This window comes from Uniformispora flossi (assembly GCF_049534875.1).
Classification (GTDB): domain Bacteria; phylum Actinomycetota; class Actinomycetes; order Streptomycetales; family Streptomycetaceae; genus Yinghuangia; species Yinghuangia aomiensis.
The window spans coordinates 1-19,177 of sequence record NZ_JBMULZ010000021.1; the positions used below are offsets into that span (position 1 = coordinate 1).

The following is a 19,177-nucleotide window of genomic DNA, read 5'->3' on the forward strand; positions in this document are numbered from 1 at the left end:
CGTTCCGTGACCGCCGCCGCGCGTCTGCTGCCGTCCGCCTCGTCGGGCGCGCAATGCCCGGCGCGACAGGGCACCGTCACGCCGGCGGGTTCTCCTCCGGCGGGGCCTGCCCGGCCGCCGGGTCCGCCGGGGGCTGCGCCCCTTCCGGCGTGCCGTCGCCGCCCAGGGCGCCCTTCGCCTGCTCGGCGCCCTTGTCGATCTGACCGCGGTGCTTCCCGCCGGTCTTCTCGTCGATCATGTCAGCGGCCTTGTCGACACCCTGCCCGACCTTGTCGTGGTGCGGAGCGAGCTTCTGCTTGATGGTGTCCATGAGACCCATGTCGTGCTCTCCTTCGGGCTCCCGGTCCGCGCCGGCCGGCTGCGGAACCATGGCGAGGGCCGTCGCGGCGGCACTCTCCGCGGCCTCCACCGGGTGATCGCCTCCGGCGGACTCCTGGGCGGGGACGCGGCACTCGGCCGCGGGCCGCTCCTCGACGATGACTCCGACGCTGGTGGACAGGTGCTCCGGCACGTCCGGCGCCTGCGCTGCCGCTCCGGTGCCCGACGCGTCGCCGGGGCCTTTCACTTGACGCCTGAACCAGTCGAAAACGCCCATTTCGTGCTCCTTGACCCTACGACGCAGGTGGCGGGTATGCATGTCGTCCGACGGACAACGAGTGCGACCGTGCCCCGGTTATGTGATCCGGCCCGCGCGTACCGCATCGGGTGACGGGCGGTAGCCGCGCGTCCGGCAGACTTGTCCCGTGCGCCCCCATTCCCACACCGCCGGCCCGGCCGACCACGCCGCGCCGGACGCCGCCCCGCCGAGCCCGACCGCCCGTCCCCGGGTGGTCGCCGTGGTCGGCCCCACCGCCGCCGGCAAGTCCGAACTCGGCGTCGCGCTCGCCCGCGCGCTCGGCGGCGACGTCGTCAACACCGACTCGATGCAGCTGTACCGGGGCATGGACATCGGCACGGCCAAACTCACCGTGGCCGAACGCGGCGGGGTACCGCACCACCTGCTCGACGTGTGGGATGTGACCCGCACCGCCAGCGTCGCCGAGTACCAGCACGACGCCCGTGCGGTGGTCGACGACCTGCTCGCCGCCGGGCGGACCCCCGTCCTGGTCGGCGGCTCCGGACTGTACGTGCGGGCGGTCGTCGACGACCTGGAGTTCCCGGGCACCGACCCGGACGTCCGCGCGCGCCTCGAACGCGAGTTGGAAGCCGACGGCACCGGGCCGCTGCACGCCCGCCTCGCCTCCCTCGACCCGGCCGCCGCCGCCGCGATCCTGCCCAGCAACGGGCGGCGCATCGTGCGGGCGCTCGAGGTCATCGAGATCACCGGCCGGCCGTTCACCGCGACGCTGCCGGGCCCGGTGCCGGTCTACGACTGCGTGCAGATCGGCGTCGACGTGCCCCGCCCGGTGCTCGACACCCGCATCGACGCCCGCGTGGAACGCATGTGGCACGACGGACTCGTCGACGAAGTCCGGACGTTGGAGAAGCAGGGACTGCGCGACGGCCTGACCGCGTCCCGGGCCCTCGGATACGCGCAGGTGCTCAAGCAGCTGACCGGAGAACTGGGCGAGGCGGACGCCAAGCAGGAAACCGCCCGCGCCACACGCAGGTTCGCCCGCCGCCAGGACACGTGGTTCCGCCGGGACACGCGGGTGCGGTGGCTGGCGTACGACCGCGAGGACTTGCTCGACGAGGCGCTGCGGCAGGTGGGGGGAACGGGGGAGTAGGGACGGCGGCGCACAGCCGCGTCGTGCCTGCCGTGCACGGGCCGGCCGATCAGGCCGTGTTCGAACTGTCGTGCGGGTTTGTGGCGTTCGGCTCTGGACGGGTGTCGCCGGGTCGGGTGAACGGTTGTCCTGTGGCCCGAATTCGGCTGTGCGGAGCGTGTCCGGGGTGTCACGGTTGATGCGTCGCCGTCCCACCGGGCGCATCGTGCCATTCGTGCCACCCCGCGTCACAGCAGTGCGTCCGAGGCGACACCGGCACGCCACGCATTCCGTCAGGGGGAGGTTGCCATGGCCGGATCGTCCACACACGCACGGGAGTTCGCGCGCAGCGCGCGCTCTCCCGCGGCGCGCCGCCGCTGGGCCGCCGGAGCGGCCGTCGCCGCACTGCTCGTGACCGCGTCGCCCGCCGCATCCGCGCATCCGGGCGGCGGCACGGTCCCGAAAGTCCCGGTGATGACCGGATACGGCGGTGCCGTCGCGAGCGTCGACGACGACGCCACCCGCATCGGCATCGACGTCCTGCGGCGCGGCCGTCGCCACCGCCGCCGCACTCGGCGTCACGGAGCCCTACTCGGCCGGCATCGGCGGCGGAGGCTACTTCGTCTACTACGACGCCAAGTCCCGCACCGTCCGCACCCTCGACGGGCGCGAAACCGCACCCGGGAAGATGACCGCGACCTCGTTCGTCGACCCGTCGACCGGGCAGCCGCTGCCGTTCGACCAGGGCGTCAACTCCGGTCTGTCCGTGGGTATCCCCGGCACCGCCGCGACCTGGCAGCAAGCGCTGCGCCGGTGGGGGACCCTGTCGCTGCGCCAAGCCCTGGACCCGGCGGCGAAACTCGCGCAGCAAGGCTTCGTCGTGGACGCCACGTTCGAGGCCCAGACCGCGGCGAACCAGGACCGTTTCGCGGACATCGGGCCGACCCGGGACCTGTTCCTGCCCGGCGGCAACCCGCCCGCGGCCGGGACGGTCTTCCGCAATCCCGACCTGGCGCGGACGTACCGCGAACTCGGCCGCAAGGGCATCGGCTGGCTGTACGACGGCGGCCTCGGCGACGAGGTCGTGCGGACCGTGCAGGCACCGCCTGTGGTGCCCGGCGCCGACCGGGTGTTCCGGCCGGGGCTGATGGAGCGCGGCGACCTGTCGGCGTACTCGGTCCTCGAGCAGGCCCCGACCAAAGCCGACTACCGCGGGCTGACGGTCTACGGGATGGCGCCGTCGTCGTCCGGCGGCAGCACCGTCGCCGAGGCGCTCAACATCATGGAGTCCGCGAACGTCCCCGGGATGGACGCGGCGACCGCGGCGCACTACTACCTGGAGGCCTCGCGGCTCGCGTTCGCCGACCGGAACCGGTACGTCGGCGATCCGGCGTTCGTGGACGTCCCGCTGAGCGGACTGCTGTCCCAGGGCTACGCCGACGAGCGGGCCTGCCGGATCGACCCGGCGTACGCCGGGGTGAGCCCGGTCGCGCCCGGTGACCCGACCGCGCCGTACGGGGGCTGCCCGGCGGCCGCCGGCGCGGGGGAGCCGGAGCCGTACGAGGGGCTGTCCACGACGCACCTGGTCGCGTCGGACCGGTGGGGCAACGTCGTCGCGTACAACCTGACGATCGAGCAGACCGGTGGCAGCGCCATCACCGTGCCCGGCCGCGGGTTCCTGCTGAACAACGAGCTGACCGACTTCAGCTTCGCGCCGCTGTACCCCGGCGTCCCGGACCCGAACCTGCCGGCCGCGGGCAAGCGCCCGCGCAGCAGCATGGCGCCGACCATCGTGCTCAAGGACGGCAGGCCCTACATGGCGGTCGGCTCGCCCGGCGGCGCGACGATCATCACCACCGTCCTGCAGATCCTGACCGGCCGCATCGACCGCGGTCTGCCCCTGCTCGACGCGGTCGCCGCACCACGGCTTTCGCAACGCAACGGCGCCGCCACGGAAGCGGAGCCGGGGGTGCCCGCGGACCTGCGTGCCGCCTTGCTGGCGCGCGGCCACGTGCTGAAGGACAACCCGGAGATCGGTGCGGCGACGGCGCTGGAGTTCCTGCCGCGCGGGCAGGTCCAAGCGGTCGCGGAGCCGACCCGGCGCGGCGGCGGATCGGCGAAGGTGGTGTGGCCGACGGGGTAGCCACGGGCACCGGTCCGCGCCGGCCGACCCCGTAGGATCGATCCGTGACCACTCTCCGCTTCCTCAAGGGCCACGGCACCGAGAACGACTTCGTGATCGTTCCCGACCACGACGGCGTGCTCGACCTGTCCGCCCGGCAGGTGGCGGCGCTGTGCGACCGGCGGGCCGGGATCGGCGGCGACGGGCTGCTGCGCGTCGTGCGGTCGGCGAAGGACCCGGCCGCGGCCGGGATGGCCGGCGAGGCCGAGTGGTTCATGGACTACCGCAACTCCGACGGCAGCATCGCGGAGATGTGCGGCAACGGCAGCCGGGTGTTCGCGCGCTACCTCGTCGAGTCCGGCGAGGCGGCGCCCGGCACCATGGCCATCGCGACGCGTGGCGGGGTCAAGACCGTGCACGTGCCCGCGGACGGCGGCGACGTCACCGTCGACGTGGGCGCGGCGACGCTGCCCGACTCGGCCGGAATCGAGGTTGCGCTGCCGGACGGCACCCGCCGTCCGGCACGCAACGTGAACATGGGCAACCCGCACGCGGTCGTCTTCGTCGCCGACCTCGACGACGCCGGCGACCTGCGCACCGCCCCGCCGGTGACCCCGGCGACCGCATACCCGGAGGGCGTCAACGTCGAGTTCGTCGTCGACCGCGGCCCGCGCCACGTCGCGATGCGGGTGCACGAGCGCGGCTCCGGCGAGACCCGGTCGTGCGGGACGGGGGCGTGCGCCGTCATGGTCGCGACCGCGCGGCGCGACGGTGCCGAGCTGCCCGCGACGTACACCGTCGACGTGCCGGGCGGCCGCCTGGTCATCACCGAGCGCGCGGACGGCGGGGTCGAGATGACCGGACCCGCGCTGATCGTCGCGCAGGGCGACGTCGATCTCGACCGCCTGACCCTCCGCGGCTGACCCCCGTCCACGCAGCCGGGGACCGGCCATGGGAACCCCGCGGCGGCTCTGCTAGAAAGCGCTTGACATAGCCAAGCAAGGCCCTGGGGCCTGCGTGCTTGGGCAAGCGATTCGAGGAGTCGTCGTGAGCGGTTCGCGCATGGACACAGCCCGCACCACCAACCTCGCGGTCAAGGCCGCGGTACAGCAGATCGCGCCGAAGTTCTTCTTCGACCCGCTCACCACCGCGCGCGGTGCCGAACTCGGCTACGACGGGCTGCAGTTCTACATCGCCGGCCGTGGCGGCGTGATCGGCGACGCGAGCGACGACATCGTCGTCGACGCGTTCCACTACTTCGAGCCGGGCACGATCGCGGCGATGTGGGCCGCGGCCGCGAAGATCGGCACGGCGTCCGACGCCGCCGCGGCGTTCGCCGAGTGTTGCCATGCCTGGGGCCGCGCCAAGCTCGCCGACTTCGACGGCGTCGACCGCCTCGCCGAGATCGCCGGCAAGATCGCCGGCGCCAACGACCTCGGCGCGACCGGGCGCCTGTCCAGCGGCTGGCGCGCCCTCCCGGCCGCCGACGACGCCCCGGCCGCGGCGATGCACCACCTGCAGACGCTCCGCGAGCAGCGCGCCGACCTGCACGCGCTCGCGCTGCGCGCGCACCGCATCGCGCCGCTGGAGGCGCAGGTCGGCGAGCGCAAGAACGAAGGCATGATCAAGTTCTTCGGCTGGACCGAGCCGTTCCCGGCGCTCGACGCCGAACTCGAAGCCCGCCGCGCGGACGCCGAGACCCTCACCGACGACCTGGTCGCCGCCACCTACACGGTGCTCGACGACGCCGAGTCCGCCGACTTCGCCCGCCTCGCGCCGGCGGCTCTGGCGCACTTGGGCTGACCCGCGCCGGGTCGGCCCCCGGTCCGGGCCCGAACTCCCGGTCGTGGGGCCGACCCTGCCCGCCCGCAGGCAGGAGCGTTTCGGCACGCCGTCTCCTCGTCGCGGAGGATCCCGGCCTGCTCTCCGGCAGGAACCCGGCAGATCCGGCAAAACTCTACGTATCACCCGACTTCGGGCGGTCGGGAGGCTCGTCAACCCTGCGAACGTCGGATCCCTCTCCGGGGAAACCCGGAGAAAGTCGGCGCGAACCGGGCCGCCCTCCCTCGTCAGGAGGAGCGGCGGTGCCGGTCACACGGGCGACGCGGGGTCGCGCGTCTCGGACTTAGCGTGGACATACCGCCGAAACCGCACCTGGAGGCTCCGATGTCCGCGCCCGCGTCCCGCCCGTCCACCCGATCCCGACGGCGCCGACTCGCTTTGCTGATACCGGCGGTGGTCGTTGCTCCGGTCGTGCTCGCCGCGTGCAAGATGGACGTCGACGTGGACACCGAGAACAAGAACACCGCGACCTACGACGTCTCCGGCAAGCCCGCCAAGCTGTCCGTCGCCACCACCGCGGGCAAGGTCACGATCGTCGAGAAGGACGTCGCGTCCGTCCAGGTCACCGAGACCCGGCACTGGGAAGGCGACACCGAGCCCACCACCACGCACGACGTCACCGACGGCACCCTCGAGCTGCGCTACAAGTGCGGGAAGAAGGACTGCTGGGTGTCCTACGACGTGACCGTGCCGCGCGGCACCGCCGCCAAGGTGGAGACCGACGCCGGCGCGGTCACGGTGACGGGCCTGTCCGGCGACCTCGACCTGTCCACCAGCGCGGGCAAGATCGACGGCACCGGCCTGACCGCCAAGAACGCCACCGCCCGCACCACCGCCGGATCCCTCGACCTCTCCTTCGCCGCGGCACCGCACGACGTCGACGCCAAGACCACGGCCGGACGGGCGACGGTCCGGGTGCCGGACACGCAGGGGTACAACGTGGACGTGGAGGCGACCGTCGGCGACACCGACGTGAAGGTCCGCAAGGACAGCGCCGCGGCCGCCAAGATCAAGGTCCGCACCACGGCCGGCCAGGCCCGGGTCATCCCGAGCTGACGCCCCGCACGGGCGGCCGCGCACCGGAACAGGACGGGTTCCGCCCACCCCGCGATCCGCCCTGCGGAGAACCGTTTCGCCTGTGCTTCCCTCCACCCGTGACCGACCGCACCCCCGCCACGACCGAAACCCACGTGCCACGCCAGCGGAGCCCGTGGCACGATCGAGGTGACGGAATCCCCAGGCCGGGGAAAGACCGGGGGGAAGAACCCGGACCCCTGCCGCGTTGAACAGGACCATATGACCTCCGCATACGACCGCTCCCCGCACGACGACGACTCCGCTGTCGAGATCTTCGACGACCTGGAACCGGACGGATTCGACGGCGGGAAGCGTGACGGCGCCGGGTCGCGTTCAACGCGCACGGGCCGTGGCGCGTCCCAGGGCGACCCCGAAGCATCCGACAACCCCGACTACGACGGCGACCAGTTCGACCTCGCGGAACGCAACGCGCTCCGCCGCGTCGCGGGCCTGTCGACCGAACTCGCCGACGTCACCGAAGTCGAGTACCGGCAGCTCCGCCTGGAGCGCGTGGTGCTCGTCGGCGTCTGGACCGAAGGCACCGTCGAGGACGCCGAGAACTCCCTCGCGGAGCTGGCCGCCCTCGCCGAGACCGCCGGCTCCGAGATCCTCGACGGCGTGATCCAGCGCCGCGACAAGCCCGACCCCGCGACGTACATCGGCTCCGGCAAGGCCCGCGAGCTGCGCGACATCGTGGTCGCCACGGGCGCCGACACCGTCGTCTGCGACGGTGAATTGACGCCGGGTCAGCTCATCCACCTGGAAGACGTGGTGAAGGTCAAGGTCGTCGACCGGACCGCGCTCATCCTCGACATCTTCGCCCAGCACGCCAAGTCCCGAGAGGGCAAGGCGCAGGTCGCGCTCGCGCAGATGCAGTACATGCTTCCGCGGCTGCGCGGCTGGGGCCAGTCGCTGTCCCGCCAGATGGGCGGTGGCGGCAGCGGCAGCAGCGGCGGCGGCATGGCGACCCGCGGCCCCGGCGAGACCAAGATCGAGACCGACCGGCGGCGCATTCGCGAGAAGATGGCGAAGGCGCGCCGGGAAATCGCCGAGATGAAGAAGTCGCGCGACACCAAGCGTGCCGAACGGCGCCGCAACAAGGTGCCGTCGGTGGCGATCGCCGGCTACACCAACGCGGGCAAGTCCTCGCTGCTCAACCGGCTGACCGGCGCGGGCGTGCTGGTGGAGAACGCGCTGTTCGCCACCCTCGACCCGACGGTGCGCCGCAGCGAGACGCCGTCCGGCCGGGTGTACACGCTCGCCGACACGGTCGGATTCGTCCGGCATCTTCCGCACCAGCTCGTCGAGGCGTTCCGTTCGACGCTGGAGGAGGTCGGCGACTCCGACCTCGTCCTGCACATCGTGGACGGCTCGCATCCCGAGCCGGAGGCACAACTCGCCGCGGTGCGCGAGGTCTTCGTCGAGATCGACGCGCAGAACGTGCCGGAGATCGTGGTGGTCAACAAGGCCGACGCCGCCGACCCGCTGGTGCTGGCGCGGCTGCTGCGGCGCGAGCCGCACGCGATCGTCGTGTCCGCGAAGACCGGGCAGGGCATCGACGAGCTGCTGGCGCTGATCGACGACGAACTGCCGCGGCCCGAGGTCGAGGTCGAGGCGCTGGTGCCGTACGACCGCGGCGGCCTGGTCGCCAAGGTGCACGCAACCGGCGAGATCCTGGAGAGCGAACACCGTGCCGAGGGCACGTGGCTGCGCGCCCGCGTCGGCCAGGTGCTCGCCGCGGAACTCCAGCAGTTCGCGGTGGCCAACCACTAGGCATCCGCACGCAGGCGGCGGGTCTCCCCTTCGGGGGAGGCCCGCCGCCTTTTGCGTTCCCGGCGGGTCCGGCCGGGGCATCGGGCGAAAAGGGGGCGGGTCTGCCCGTGTTCGCGTCGGCTCCGCGTCGTTGAGCACGGCGGGGGTCGCCGCCGCGTGCGCGACTCCGGGTCGACCGCTGCGTCCACCCGAAGGTTGGTCACTCGAAGTAGTGGTGATTGTTGCGGAACGTCACGAAACTAAGGTAAGCCTTACCTAAATCACTCTGGCGGTGTGCCCCACGCACCCCTTTCGCACCCTGGAGGCCTGACCATGACCGCCGCGCTCACCCGGGCCGACAGCCGGCCGCACCCTCCGGCGGAGCCCCAGGACGGCACCTGCCCGGACACCGCCCGCGACGGCATCCTGCAGCGCCAGGCCCGCCGCGAGTCGTCGGCGCGGACGTACGCCCGGTCGCTGCCGATCGTGCCGGTGCGCGCCAAGGGCATGACCGTGGAAGGCGCGGACGGCCGCCGCTACCTCGACTGCCTGTCCGGCGCGGGCACCCTCGCCCTCGGCCACAACCACCCGGTGGTCCTCGAAGCGATCCGTGCGGTCCTCGACGCCGAGGCGCCCCTGCACGTGCTCGACCTCGCGACACCGGTCAAGGACCGCTTCGTCGATGCGCTGTTCGAGACGCTGCCGCCGGAGTTCGCCCGCGACGCACGCATCCAGTTCTGCGGACCGGCGGGCACGGACGGTGTCGAAGCGGCGCTCAAGCTGGTGCGGACCGCGACGGGGCGGCGCGGCGTTCTCGCGTTCACCGGCGCCTACCACGGGATGACGGCGGGGGCGCTCGCGGTCAGCGGCGACACGGCGATCCGGGAGGCGATCGGGCCGGGGGCGGACGAGGTGACGCGGCTGCCGTACCCGTACGCCTACCGCTGCCCGTTCGGCGTCGGCGGCCCCGAAGGCGCCGAACTCGCGGTCCGCTACGCGGAGACCCTCCTCGACGACCCGGCGGGCGGCGTCGCCGCACCCGCCGCGATGATCGTCGAAGCGGTGCAGGGCGAAGGCGGGGTGATCCCGGCGCCGGACACGTGGCTGCGCGAGATGCGGCGGATCACCGACGAGCGCGGCATCCCCCTGATCCTCGACGAGGTCCAGACCGGCCTCGGCCGGACCGGCGCGTTCTGGGCGGTGGAGCACAGCGGCGTGGTGCCCGACGTGATGGTGATCTCCAAGGCCGTCGGCGGGTCGCTGCCGCTCGCCGTGATCGTCTACCGCGGCGACCTGGACCGCTGGTGGCCGGGCGCGCACGCGGGCACGTTCCGCGGCAACCAGCTCGCGATGGCGGCGGGCACCGCGACGATCGCGCACATTCGCGCGAACCGCCTCGACACCCGCGCGGCGGAACTGGGCGACCGCCTCACCAGCGGCCTGCGCGCGCTGATGGCGGACCGTCCGGAAATCGGCGACGTCCGCGGCCGCGGCCTGATGATCGGCGTCGAAATCGTCGACCCGGATGCCGCTCCGGGCGTCGACGGCGCCCGCCGGGCCGCCCCCGAACTCGCCGCCGCCGTCCGCGCGGCGGCCTTGGACCGCGGGCTGATCGTCGAACTCGGCGGCCGCCACGGCGCGGTGGTGCGGCTGCTGCCGCCGCTCACGATGACGGACAGCCAGGCGGCGGCCGTACTCGACCGCCTGGCCGACGCGATCCCGGCCGCCACGGCGGCAGTCCGCAAGGCGTCGACACGGAGGGGGCGAACGGAGTGAGCGGGGGAGCGGGACCGGGAGGCGAGGGCGCGCCGACGCCGGTCGGGGAGGCACTGCCGGCGGGGAACGCGGTGGAACCGGTGGACGTGACGGCGGCCGTGCCGATCGCGGGTCCGGGGGCGACGGACGGTGCTTTGGCGGGTGCGGCTGTCGGGGCTCCGACGGCGGCACCGGGGCCGGGCGAGGTCCGTGCGGGCGCCGGAGCGATCGACGTGGCACCCGAGGCGGGCGTTGGCGCCTTCGGATGGTCCGCTGCCGAGGAAATGCCGGGCGGGCCGACGGCGCCGGTCCGCGATGCGACCGCGGACGCGCGGCGGCTGGCCGACGCGGTCGACACCGCCGCTGGGCCGGTACCGGATCGGCAACCGGTTGCCGAGTCGCCGGCGGCGTCGCCGGAGCCCCCACCTGTCGTGCCCGCGCTGCGGGAGTGGTCGGCCGCGGAGGAGCTCGCGGAGCACGCTGCCGGGTCCTTCGCGGGTCCCGGCACGGCCTCCGCCGCGGTTTTCCCGGCGACCGGCCCGGCGGCCACCGCTTCGGGTGGTACGCGCGATGCGACCTGGCCCGCACCCCCGGCCGTGCCGCCCGCGCACGCGGACGTTTCCGCCGCGCCCCCACCCGCCGCGCCCGCACCTGCCTCGCTCCCACCTGCCTCGCTCCCTCCTGCCTCGGACCTGGCGGCCACCGCCCTTGCCGGTGGCCTGGCCGGCCCCTCCGCCCTCACCCCGCTCCTCATGACCGCGCTGAGTGCCATGACGGCCGGTGCCCGGCGCCGCGGCGGGCCGCTGCCGCGCGGGGGACCGGCGGCGGTGGACGCGGACGTGCGGCGGGCGTTGGGGACGGCCGGAGTCGGCGACCTCTTCCCCCACGACACCGGGGCGTCGGCGGCCGACGTCACCGCAGCGGCGCACTTCACCGACGCTTCCGATGCCCTCCGCGTCCAGGGCCCGCACCCGGCCCCGTCGGCCTCGCCTGCGGCGGGAGACGTCCACTTCGGTCAGGCTCACCCCGCCGCAGCGACCGAACGCCGGCCCGGCGGGTACCCGACCGGTGGTGCGCCGACTGTCGAGTTCCCGGGCGCCGCCGCACTCGGCCCGCCGCCCGCCGGGCCTTCGGCGGCCGACGCGTCCCACCCCCAAGGCTTCGCAACCGGCCCGCACCCCGCCGTCCCCCACCCCCACGCCGCCACCGACACCCGCTCCGCCCCCGGGCCTGCCCGCCCCGCGGCCCGGCACGTCGCCGATCCGCTCCCCACACACGGCGTCGGTGCCCACCAAGCCCTCGCCGCCCTCACCGAAGCCCTCGCGCACGGCTCCGCCGATCCCGCCGACCCCCTTTGTGCCGGGCATCTGCACTGTCCGCCGCTCGCCGTCGCCGTGGTCGCCGATGCCGTCGCGGCGGCGCTCAACCCGTCCCTCGACTCGTGGGACCAGGCGCCTGCCGCGACCGCGTTGGAGACCGAGGTGGTCGCGGCGTTGGCCGGGCTGGTCGGGTTCGACCCGGCGGTGGCGTCGGGCACGGTCACGACGGGGGGGACGGAGTCGAACCTGCTCGGGCTGCTGCTCGCCCGGGACCGGTCCGGGCCGGGGGTGGGGCGGCACCGGGTGCTGTGTTCGGATGCCGCGCACTTCTCGGTGCGGCGGTCGGCCGTGCTGCTCGGGCTCGGGGACGATGCCGTGGTGCCGGTGGCGACCGGGCTCGACCACCGGATCGACCCGGGTGCGCTGGACGCCGTCTGCCGGCGGGTCGCCGCGGCGAACGACCTGCCCACCGCGATCGTCGCCACCGCCGGGACCACCGACTTCGGCGCCGTCGACCCGCTCGCCGCGTGTGCGGACGTGGCGCGGGAGCACGGCGCGTGGCTGCACGTCGATGCCGCGTACGGCGGCGGCGCCCTCTTCTCCGACCGCCTCGCCCCCCTCCTGCACGGGCTCGACCGGGCCGACTCGGTCGGCCTCGACCTGCACAAGCTCGGCTGGCAGCCGGTCGCCGCCGGGGTGTTCCTGGTCCGCGACCGGCGGCTCTTCGCGCCGCTGACGCAGCGCGCGAAGTACCTGAACCCGGCGGACGACGAAGACGCCGGGTTCCCGAGCCTCCTCGGCCACTCGCCCCGCACCACCCGCCGCGCCGACGTGTTCAAGATCGCGGTCACGCTGCGCGCCCTCGGCCGGGCCGGGCTCGGCGCGCTCGTCGACCGCTGCCACGAACTCGCCCGGTACGCGGGCGAGCGCATCGACCGCGACCCCGGCCCCGGCGCCCTCGAACTGACCGCCGAGCCCGTCCTCACCACGGTCGTGTTCCGGTACGTGCCCGAGGAGCGCATCGGCGAGTCCCCGGCCGCGCGGTCCGACACCGTCAACGCCGAACTGCGCCGCCGCCTGCTCGCCGAAGGCCGCGCGGTCGTCGGCCGGACCGACGTCGGCCCCGGCCCGGGCGCGGTCCGCCTCAAGCTCACGCTGCTCAACCCGCACGCCGCCGAGCACGACGTGGACGCCGTGCTGCGCGCGGTGATCGACGCGGGCCGCGCCGTGGAGCGCGAACTGTGAACCGCACCCGCCTCGCCGTGCGCACGCACCCCGCGACCGCCCGGGTGCGGATAGCGACCTGACGCACTGTCCGCCCGCCTGTTTGTCACGAATTCCGCGAAACACCCACCAAATGGGTCGACTTCGGATGAATTCGTCGGATCATCAATGGATGTCGGCCCGCCCGGGCCGATCGAACCTCTCGGAGCGCTGATGACCACCGCTGGTGCCCGACATCCGGCCGCGCCGCCCGCGGGGGTCCCCGCGTCCCGCGCCGGAGTCCGCGACGACCACGGGCTGCCGGGCGACCCGCTCGACGACCACGACCCCGACCGGGTCGGCAACACCGCCGCGACCGAAGCACTGCTGCGCTGCTGGGTCCGCGAACGCGCCCTGCCCCGCCCCCGGCCCGGCGAGCCGCTGCGCATCCCGCTGCCGGCCACCGGCATCGCCCTCGACGTCCCCGTCCGCTACTGGTCGGCGGCCGGCTGGCACCGCTTCGGCGCGCCCCGCCCGGCCGGCAGCGACGGACCCGACCTCGACGCCGTCGCCGTCGCCGCACTGCTGGCCCGCGAAGCCCCCGACGCCACGCCCGCCACCCGCACCGACACCGCCGCCCGCGTCGCCGACTCCGCACGCCGCGCCGCCGACCACGTCCGGCACCGCCGCGCCCACCCCGACGACCCGCCCGGCACCACCCCGTTCCTCGCCGCCGAACAAGCCCTCCTGCTCGGCCACCCCCTCCACCCCACCCCCAAGAGCCGGGACGGGCTCACCACCGCCGAAGCCGCCGCCTACGCCCCCGAACTCCGCGGCGGATTCCCCCTGCACTGGTTCGCCGTCCACACCGACCTCGTCACCCAGGACAGCACCCTCGGCACGTCCGCCGCGCAAGTCCTGGAGGAACTCTCCGACGGCCTCGCCGGACCCGCCGACCACGTCCTCGTGCCCGTCCACCCGTGGCAGGCCCGCGACGTCGCGCAGCGGCCCGGCATCCGCGCCCTCCTCGACGTCGCCCTCGTCCGCGACCTCGGCCCCGGCGGCCCCACCTGGCACCCCACCTCGTCCGTGCGCACCGTCTACCGGGCCGACGCACCCGTCATGCTCAAACTCTCCCTCGGCCTGCGCATCACCAACTCGCGCCGGGAGAACCTCCGCAAGGAACTCCTCCGCGGCATCGAGGTCGACCGCATCCTCCGCGCCGGCCTCGCCGCCGAACTCCACGCCGCACACCCCGGATTCGACATCGTCCGGGACCGCGCCTGGCTCGCCGTCGACGCCCCCCGCACCACCGGCCCCGAACGCGCCGAAAGCGGCCTCGAACTCGTGCTCCGCGAAAACCCGTTCGGCGACACCGACACCGTGTGCGTGGCCGGCCTCGTCGCCGAACGCCCCGGACTCGGCCCCTCCCGCCTCGCCGCCCTCGTCCACGGACTCGCCGCCCGCACCGGCCGCAGCACCGCCGACATCGCCCACGAATGGTTCACCCGCTACCTGGCCGCCGTCGCCGCACCCGTCCTCTGGCTCGACGCACACGCCGGCATCGCCCTCGAAGCCCACCAGCAGAACACCCTTGTCGTCCTCGACCCCGACGGCTGGCCCGTCGGCGGCCGCTACCGCGACAACCAGGGCTACTACTTCCGCGCCTCCCGCACCGCCGACCTGCGCGACCGCCTCCCCGCCGCGGGCGCCGCCAGCGACACCGTCGTCGACGACCACGTCGCCGACGAACGCCTCGCCTACTACCTCGGCGTCAACAACCTCCTCGGCCTCGTCGGCGCATTAGGCGCCCAACACCTCGCCGACGAAACCCCCCTGCTGCGCACCCTCCGCGACACGCTCGCCCCGCACGCCGGCCACTGCGGCGCGGCCCGCCTGCTCACCGGACCCCCCACCCTGCGCTGCAAAGCCAACCTCATGACCCGGCTCCACGGCCTGGACGAACTCACCGGCCCCGTCGCCACCCAGTCCGTGTACGTCGACATCCCCAACCCGCTCACCGTCCCGCCCGGCCCGCCGCCCGGCCCGGCCCCCCGCGACCCCGTGTCCGGGACCGCCGCCCCCGCCGACGAACCGACCCGCGCGACACCCGGAGGTGCCCTCCCCGCATGACCGTGTCACCCATGTCCCCGATGTCCCCGATGTCCAGCCCCGCCGACGCCACCCTCGACGCCGCCGTCGCCGCGGCCGCCGCACTCGGCACCACCGACACCCCGGAACGCACCGGCGTCGAAGACCTCGACGACGACACCCTCCGCCTCACCCACCGCGCCCTCCGCGCCGGCCTCTCCGGCCCGCTCACCGAAGCCAACCGGTGGGGCGCCGTCGCCCTGCCGCCCGGCCGCTTCTCCTTCCACGAACTCCACCTCAAACGCGACCTGCCGCTCCTCCACGAATGGATGAACGACCCCGACGTCGCCCGCTGGTGGGGACTCGGCGGCGACGTCGACGTCACCGCCAACCACCTCGCCGCACACGCCCGCCTCACCCACGCCACCGCCTACGTCGGCTGCCTCGACGACCAGCCCGTCAGCTACTGGGAGCTCTACCGGGCCGACCTCGACCCCCTCGCCCGGCACTACGCCGCCAAACCCCACGACGTCGGCATCCACGTCCTCATCGGCCCGGCCCACCACCGCGGCCAAGGACTCGGCTCGCTCCTCCTCCTCGTCGTCAGCGAACTCATCCTCCGCGCCGCCCCCGACACCCAGCGCGTCGTGGCCGAACCCGACGTCCGCAACGCCGCATCCATCGGCGCGTTCCGCCGCGCCGGATTCCGCCGCAGCGTCGACCTGACACTCCCCGGGAAAACCGCCGCCCTCATGATCCGCGACCGGCACCGCGACGCCACCGGCCCGGCGGCCTGACCATGACCGCCCGCGAACTCCCCGGGCCGCGCGCCGCCGGCGCGCGGCCCGACCCCGGCACCCCCGTCCACGACCTCGTCGGCATCGGCATCGGCCCGTTCAACCTCGCCCTCGCCGCCCTCGCCGACCGCGTCGGCGGATTACGCACCCTCTTCCTCGACCGCGCCCCCGCCTTCCACTGGCACCCCGGGCTCCTCATCGACGGCACCACCCTCCAAGTGCCGTTCCTCGCCGACCTGGTCTCCCTCGTCGACCCCACCAGCCCGTGGTCGTTCCTCGCCTACCTGCGCGCCCACGACCGGCTCTTCCCGTTCTACTTCGCCGAGCGGTTCCACATGCCGCGCCGCGAATACGACCACTACTGCCGCTGGGTCGCCGACGCCCTCCCGTCCTGCCGCTTCGGCGCCGACGCCACCACCGCCGACTGGGACCCCGACACCGCGACCTACCGCATCGAATTCCGCGACACCGCCACCGGCGAGATCCACCAGGCCGCCGCCCGCCACCTCGTCCTCGGCATCGGCACCGAACCCGTCGTCCCCGCCCCCTTCGCCGACCTCCTCGACCCGCACGGCGAACCCCCGCCCGACAATTCCGGCCACGACCCGTCCGGAAGCCCCGGCCACCCCGACGTCCTGCACAGCGCCGACTACCTCGACCACCGCGACGCCCTCACCCGCGCCCGCGACGTCACCGTCGTCGGCTCCGGCCAATCCGGCGCCGAAGTCTTCCTCGACCTGCTGCGCCGCCGCACCTCCCCGCGCCACCGGCTCAGCTGGCTCACCCGCTCCCCGGCGTTCGCCCCCATGGAGTACTCGAAACTCGGCCTCGAACACTTCACCCCCGACTACACGCGCTACTTCCACGCCCTCGACGAACCCGTCCGCGACCGCCTCGTCCCCGCCCAAGCCCAGCTCTACAAAGCGGTCAGCGCCGAAACCCTCGCCGCCATCCACGACGAGCTGTACGAACGCGGCATCGGCGGCCACCGCGTCCGCGCCACCCTCATGCCCGGCGTCAGCGTCGGCGCCGCCGCCCGCACCCGCGACGGACTCGAACTCGGCTGCCACCACGCCCACCAAGGCCGCGCGTTCACCCACCACACCGACATGGCCGTCCTCGCCACCGGCTACGCCCCCCGCCGCCCCGACCTCCTCGCCGCCCTCGACCCGCACATGCGCCGCGACCACGCCGACCGGCCCCGCATCGCCCTCGACCACCGCATCGAACTCGCCCCGCACATCACCGGCGGGCTCTACGTGCAGAACGCCGAACTCCACACCCACGGCGTCGGCACCCCCGACCTCGGCCTCGGCGCCCACCGCGCCGCCGTCATCCTCAACAGCCTGTGCGGCCGACCCGTCTACCGGCTCCCGGAACGCACCGCCTACACCACGTTCGGCCTCGCCGCAGGCGACATCCCCGGCGGCACCGCCGACCACCCCGGCCCGGCAAGCCCCGCCGCCGAACCACCCGAACCGCACCCCCACCGGCCCCGGCACGAACGACGCCCCGACGAACGGGAGACCCCGCGTGTCCCTGCCCACTGACGTGAACGACACCGCCACCGCCGCAGCCCCCATCACCGACGGGGCCGCCGGCACCGACCCGGCGACCGGCCCGGCCACCGCCCTCGACCACGCCCCCGGCTTACCCGCCGCCCGCACCGCCCCCGAACCGCCCCCCGCCGACCACGGCTGGGCCCGCGCCGGACGCGCCATGCTCGGCAAAGCCCTCGCCGAATTCGCCTACGAAGAACTCCTCCTCCCCGTCCACGAACACGACGGCACATACCGCGTCGACCTCCCCGGCGAAGTCCGCTACCGCTTCCACGCCCGCCGCGGCGCCTACGACAGCTGGCACATCGACCCCGCCACCATCCGCCGCACCAGCCCCCTCGGCGACGAACCCGGCGACGACATGCTGCGCTTCCTCCTCGACGCGCACTCCGCCCTCGGCCTCACCGGCGACACCGCCGGACACCTCGTCCGCGAAATCACCGCCACCCTCGCCGCCGACGTCGCCACCACCGCCACCGCCCAACCCGCCGCCGTCCTCGCCGAACTCGACTACGCCGCCCTCGAAGGCCACCAAACCGGCCACCCCTGGCTCGTCGCCAACAAAGGCCGCATCGGCTTCTCCGCCACCGACGCCGCCGCCTACGCCCCCGAATCCCGGCGCCCCCTGCGGCTCCCGTGGATCGCCGTCCACCGCAGCCTCGCCACCTACCGCGGCATCCCCGGCCTCGACGAACACCGGCTCTACGCCGACGAACTCGACCCCGCCACCGCCGCCCGCTTCCGCGACCGCATCACCGCCGCCCTCGGCGAAGACGCCGACCACGCCGCCTACCTGTGGCTGCCCGTCCACCCCTGGCAATGGGACGAAACCATCGCCACCCTCTACGCCCCCGACATCGCCGCCGGCCGCATCATCCGCCTCGGCGAAGCCCCCGACCGCTACCTCGCCCAGCAGTCCGTCCGCACCTTCCTCGACATCGACCAGCCCGCCCGGCGCACCGTCAAACTCCCGCTGTCCGTCCTCAACACCCTCGTCTACCGCGGCCTGCCCACCGAACGCACCATCGCCGCCCCCGCCGTCACCGCCTGGGTCCACGGCATCCGCGACAACGACCCGTTCCTCCGCGACGAATGCCGCGTCATCCTCCTCGGCGAAACCGCCTCCGTCACCGTCCGCCACCCCGTCCTCGAAGACGTCCCCGGCGTGCCCTACCAGTACCGCGAACTCCTCGGCGCGATCTGGCGCGAACCCCTCACCCCGCACCTCGCCCCCGACGAACACGCCCGCACCCTCGCCTCCCTCCTGCACGTCGACCCCTACGGCCGGCCCTTCGTCGCCGAACTCGTCGACCGCTCCGGCCTCGCCCCCCGCACCTGGCTCCGCGCCCTCTTCCACACCCTCCTCCCGCCGCTCCTGCACTGCCTCTACCAGCACGGCCTGGTCTTCTCCCCGCACGGCGAAAACACCATCGTCGTCTTCGACGGCGACGACATCCCCGTCCGCCTCGCCGTCAAGGACTTCGTCGACGACGTCAACATCAGCGACCAGCCCCTCCCCGAACTCGACGGCATCCCCGCCGCGGCCGCCCACGTCCTCCTCCGCGAACCCCCGGCATACCTCTGCCAGTTCATCCACGCCGCACTCCTCGTCGGGCACTTCCGCTACCTCGCCGACCTCGCCGACACCCACCTCGGCATCCCGCAACCCGACTTCTGGACCCTGGTCCGCGACGAAATCCTCGACCACCACGCCCGATTCCCCGAACTCGCCGACAGGCACGCCCTGTTCGACCTGCTGACCCCGCGCATCGACCGGCTCTGCCTCAACCGCAACCGGCTCATCCTGGACGGCTACCGCGACCGCGCAAGCCGCCCGCACGTCGCCGCGCACGGCACCGTCCCCAACCCCCTCCACGACCCCGCGGGCACCCTCAGGCACCCGCTCGTCCACGACAAGGCCGCCCGACCCATGGTGTGATTCCGATCACGATGT

Annotated in this window: 12 protein-coding genes and 1 pseudogene; 12 read left to right on the plus strand and 1 reads right to left on the minus strand. The window is 74.1% G+C overall.

Features of this window, described 5'->3' with window-relative positions:
- Window positions 1-76 precede the first annotated feature (76 nt).
- Window positions 77-595 carry an antitoxin gene (locus ACPA54_RS32725; RefSeq protein WP_423535249.1) on the minus strand — a complete coding sequence of 173 codons (519 nt, stop codon included), beginning with the start codon at window positions 593-595 and terminating at the stop codon, window positions 77-79.
- Between the two features lie 232 nt (window positions 596-827).
- Here ACPA54_RS32725 and miaA point away from each other — a divergent pair, with 232 nt between their 5' ends.
- The 12 genes and pseudogenes from miaA (at window position 828) to ACPA54_RS32785 (ending at window position 19,162) form a co-directional block, all read left to right on the plus strand.
- On the plus strand, window positions 828-1,727 hold the full coding sequence (gene miaA / locus ACPA54_RS32730; protein ID WP_423535411.1) for a tRNA (adenosine(37)-N6)-dimethylallyltransferase MiaA: 900 nt from the start codon (window positions 828-830) through the stop codon (window positions 1,725-1,727).
- A gap of 288 nt (window positions 1,728-2,015) precedes the next feature.
- A pseudogene (gene ggt, locus ACPA54_RS32735) lies at window positions 2,016-3,849 on the plus strand (gamma-glutamyltransferase).
- Window positions 3,850-3,893: 44 nt separating this feature from the next.
- The gene (gene dapF / locus ACPA54_RS32740) at window positions 3,894-4,751 is read left to right on the plus strand and encodes a diaminopimelate epimerase (protein ID WP_423535251.1); all 858 of its coding nucleotides are present in this window, start codon (window positions 3,894-3,896) and stop codon (window positions 4,749-4,751) included.
- A 124-nt stretch (window positions 4,752-4,875) separates the two neighbouring features.
- Window positions 4,876-5,631 carry an SCO6745 family protein gene (locus ACPA54_RS32745; protein WP_423535253.1) on the plus strand — a complete coding sequence of 252 codons (756 nt, stop codon included), beginning with the start codon at window positions 4,876-4,878 and terminating at the stop codon, window positions 5,629-5,631.
- 432 nt (window positions 5,632-6,063) lie between these two features.
- Window positions 6,064-6,726 (plus strand): DUF4097 family beta strand repeat-containing protein, encoded by a 663-nt coding sequence (locus ACPA54_RS32750; protein WP_423535254.1) that lies wholly within the window; start codon window positions 6,064-6,066, stop codon window positions 6,724-6,726.
- Between the two features lie 240 nt (window positions 6,727-6,966).
- Window positions 6,967-8,520 carry a GTPase HflX gene (hflX, locus tag ACPA54_RS32755; protein WP_423535256.1) on the plus strand — a complete coding sequence of 518 codons (1,554 nt, stop codon included), beginning with the start codon at window positions 6,967-6,969 and terminating at the stop codon, window positions 8,518-8,520.
- A gap of 312 nt (window positions 8,521-8,832) precedes the next feature.
- Window positions 8,833-10,275, plus strand: coding sequence for a diaminobutyrate--2-oxoglutarate transaminase (locus ACPA54_RS32760; protein WP_423535257.1), 1,443 nt, complete (start codon window positions 8,833-8,835; stop codon window positions 10,273-10,275).
- A gap of 731 nt (window positions 10,276-11,006) precedes the next feature.
- Window positions 11,007-12,818 carry a pyridoxal phosphate-dependent decarboxylase family protein gene (locus ACPA54_RS32765; RefSeq protein ID WP_423535259.1) on the plus strand — a complete coding sequence of 604 codons (1,812 nt, stop codon included), beginning with the start codon at window positions 11,007-11,009 and terminating at the stop codon, window positions 12,816-12,818.
- Between the two features lie 192 nt (window positions 12,819-13,010).
- Window positions 13,011-14,909 (plus strand): IucA/IucC family protein, encoded by a 1,899-nt coding sequence (locus ACPA54_RS32770; protein WP_423535261.1) that lies wholly within the window; start codon window positions 13,011-13,013, stop codon window positions 14,907-14,909.
- Window positions 14,906-15,664: a GNAT family N-acetyltransferase gene (locus ACPA54_RS32775; RefSeq protein ID WP_423535262.1), complete on the plus strand. Its 759-nt coding sequence runs from the start codon at window positions 14,906-14,908 to the stop codon at window positions 15,662-15,664. The genes ACPA54_RS32770 and ACPA54_RS32775 overlap by 4 nt, the downstream gene beginning before the upstream one ends.
- Window positions 15,665-15,666: 2 nt before the next feature.
- On the plus strand, window positions 15,667-17,214 hold the full coding sequence (locus ACPA54_RS32780; RefSeq protein ID WP_423535263.1) for a lysine N(6)-hydroxylase/L-ornithine N(5)-oxygenase family protein: 1,548 nt from the start codon (window positions 15,667-15,669) through the stop codon (window positions 17,212-17,214).
- A gap of 169 nt (window positions 17,215-17,383) precedes the next feature.
- Window positions 17,384-19,162: an IucA/IucC family protein gene (locus tag ACPA54_RS32785; protein ID WP_423535413.1), complete on the plus strand. Its 1,779-nt coding sequence runs from the start codon at window positions 17,384-17,386 to the stop codon at window positions 19,160-19,162.
- Window positions 19,163-19,177 lie beyond the last annotated feature (15 nt).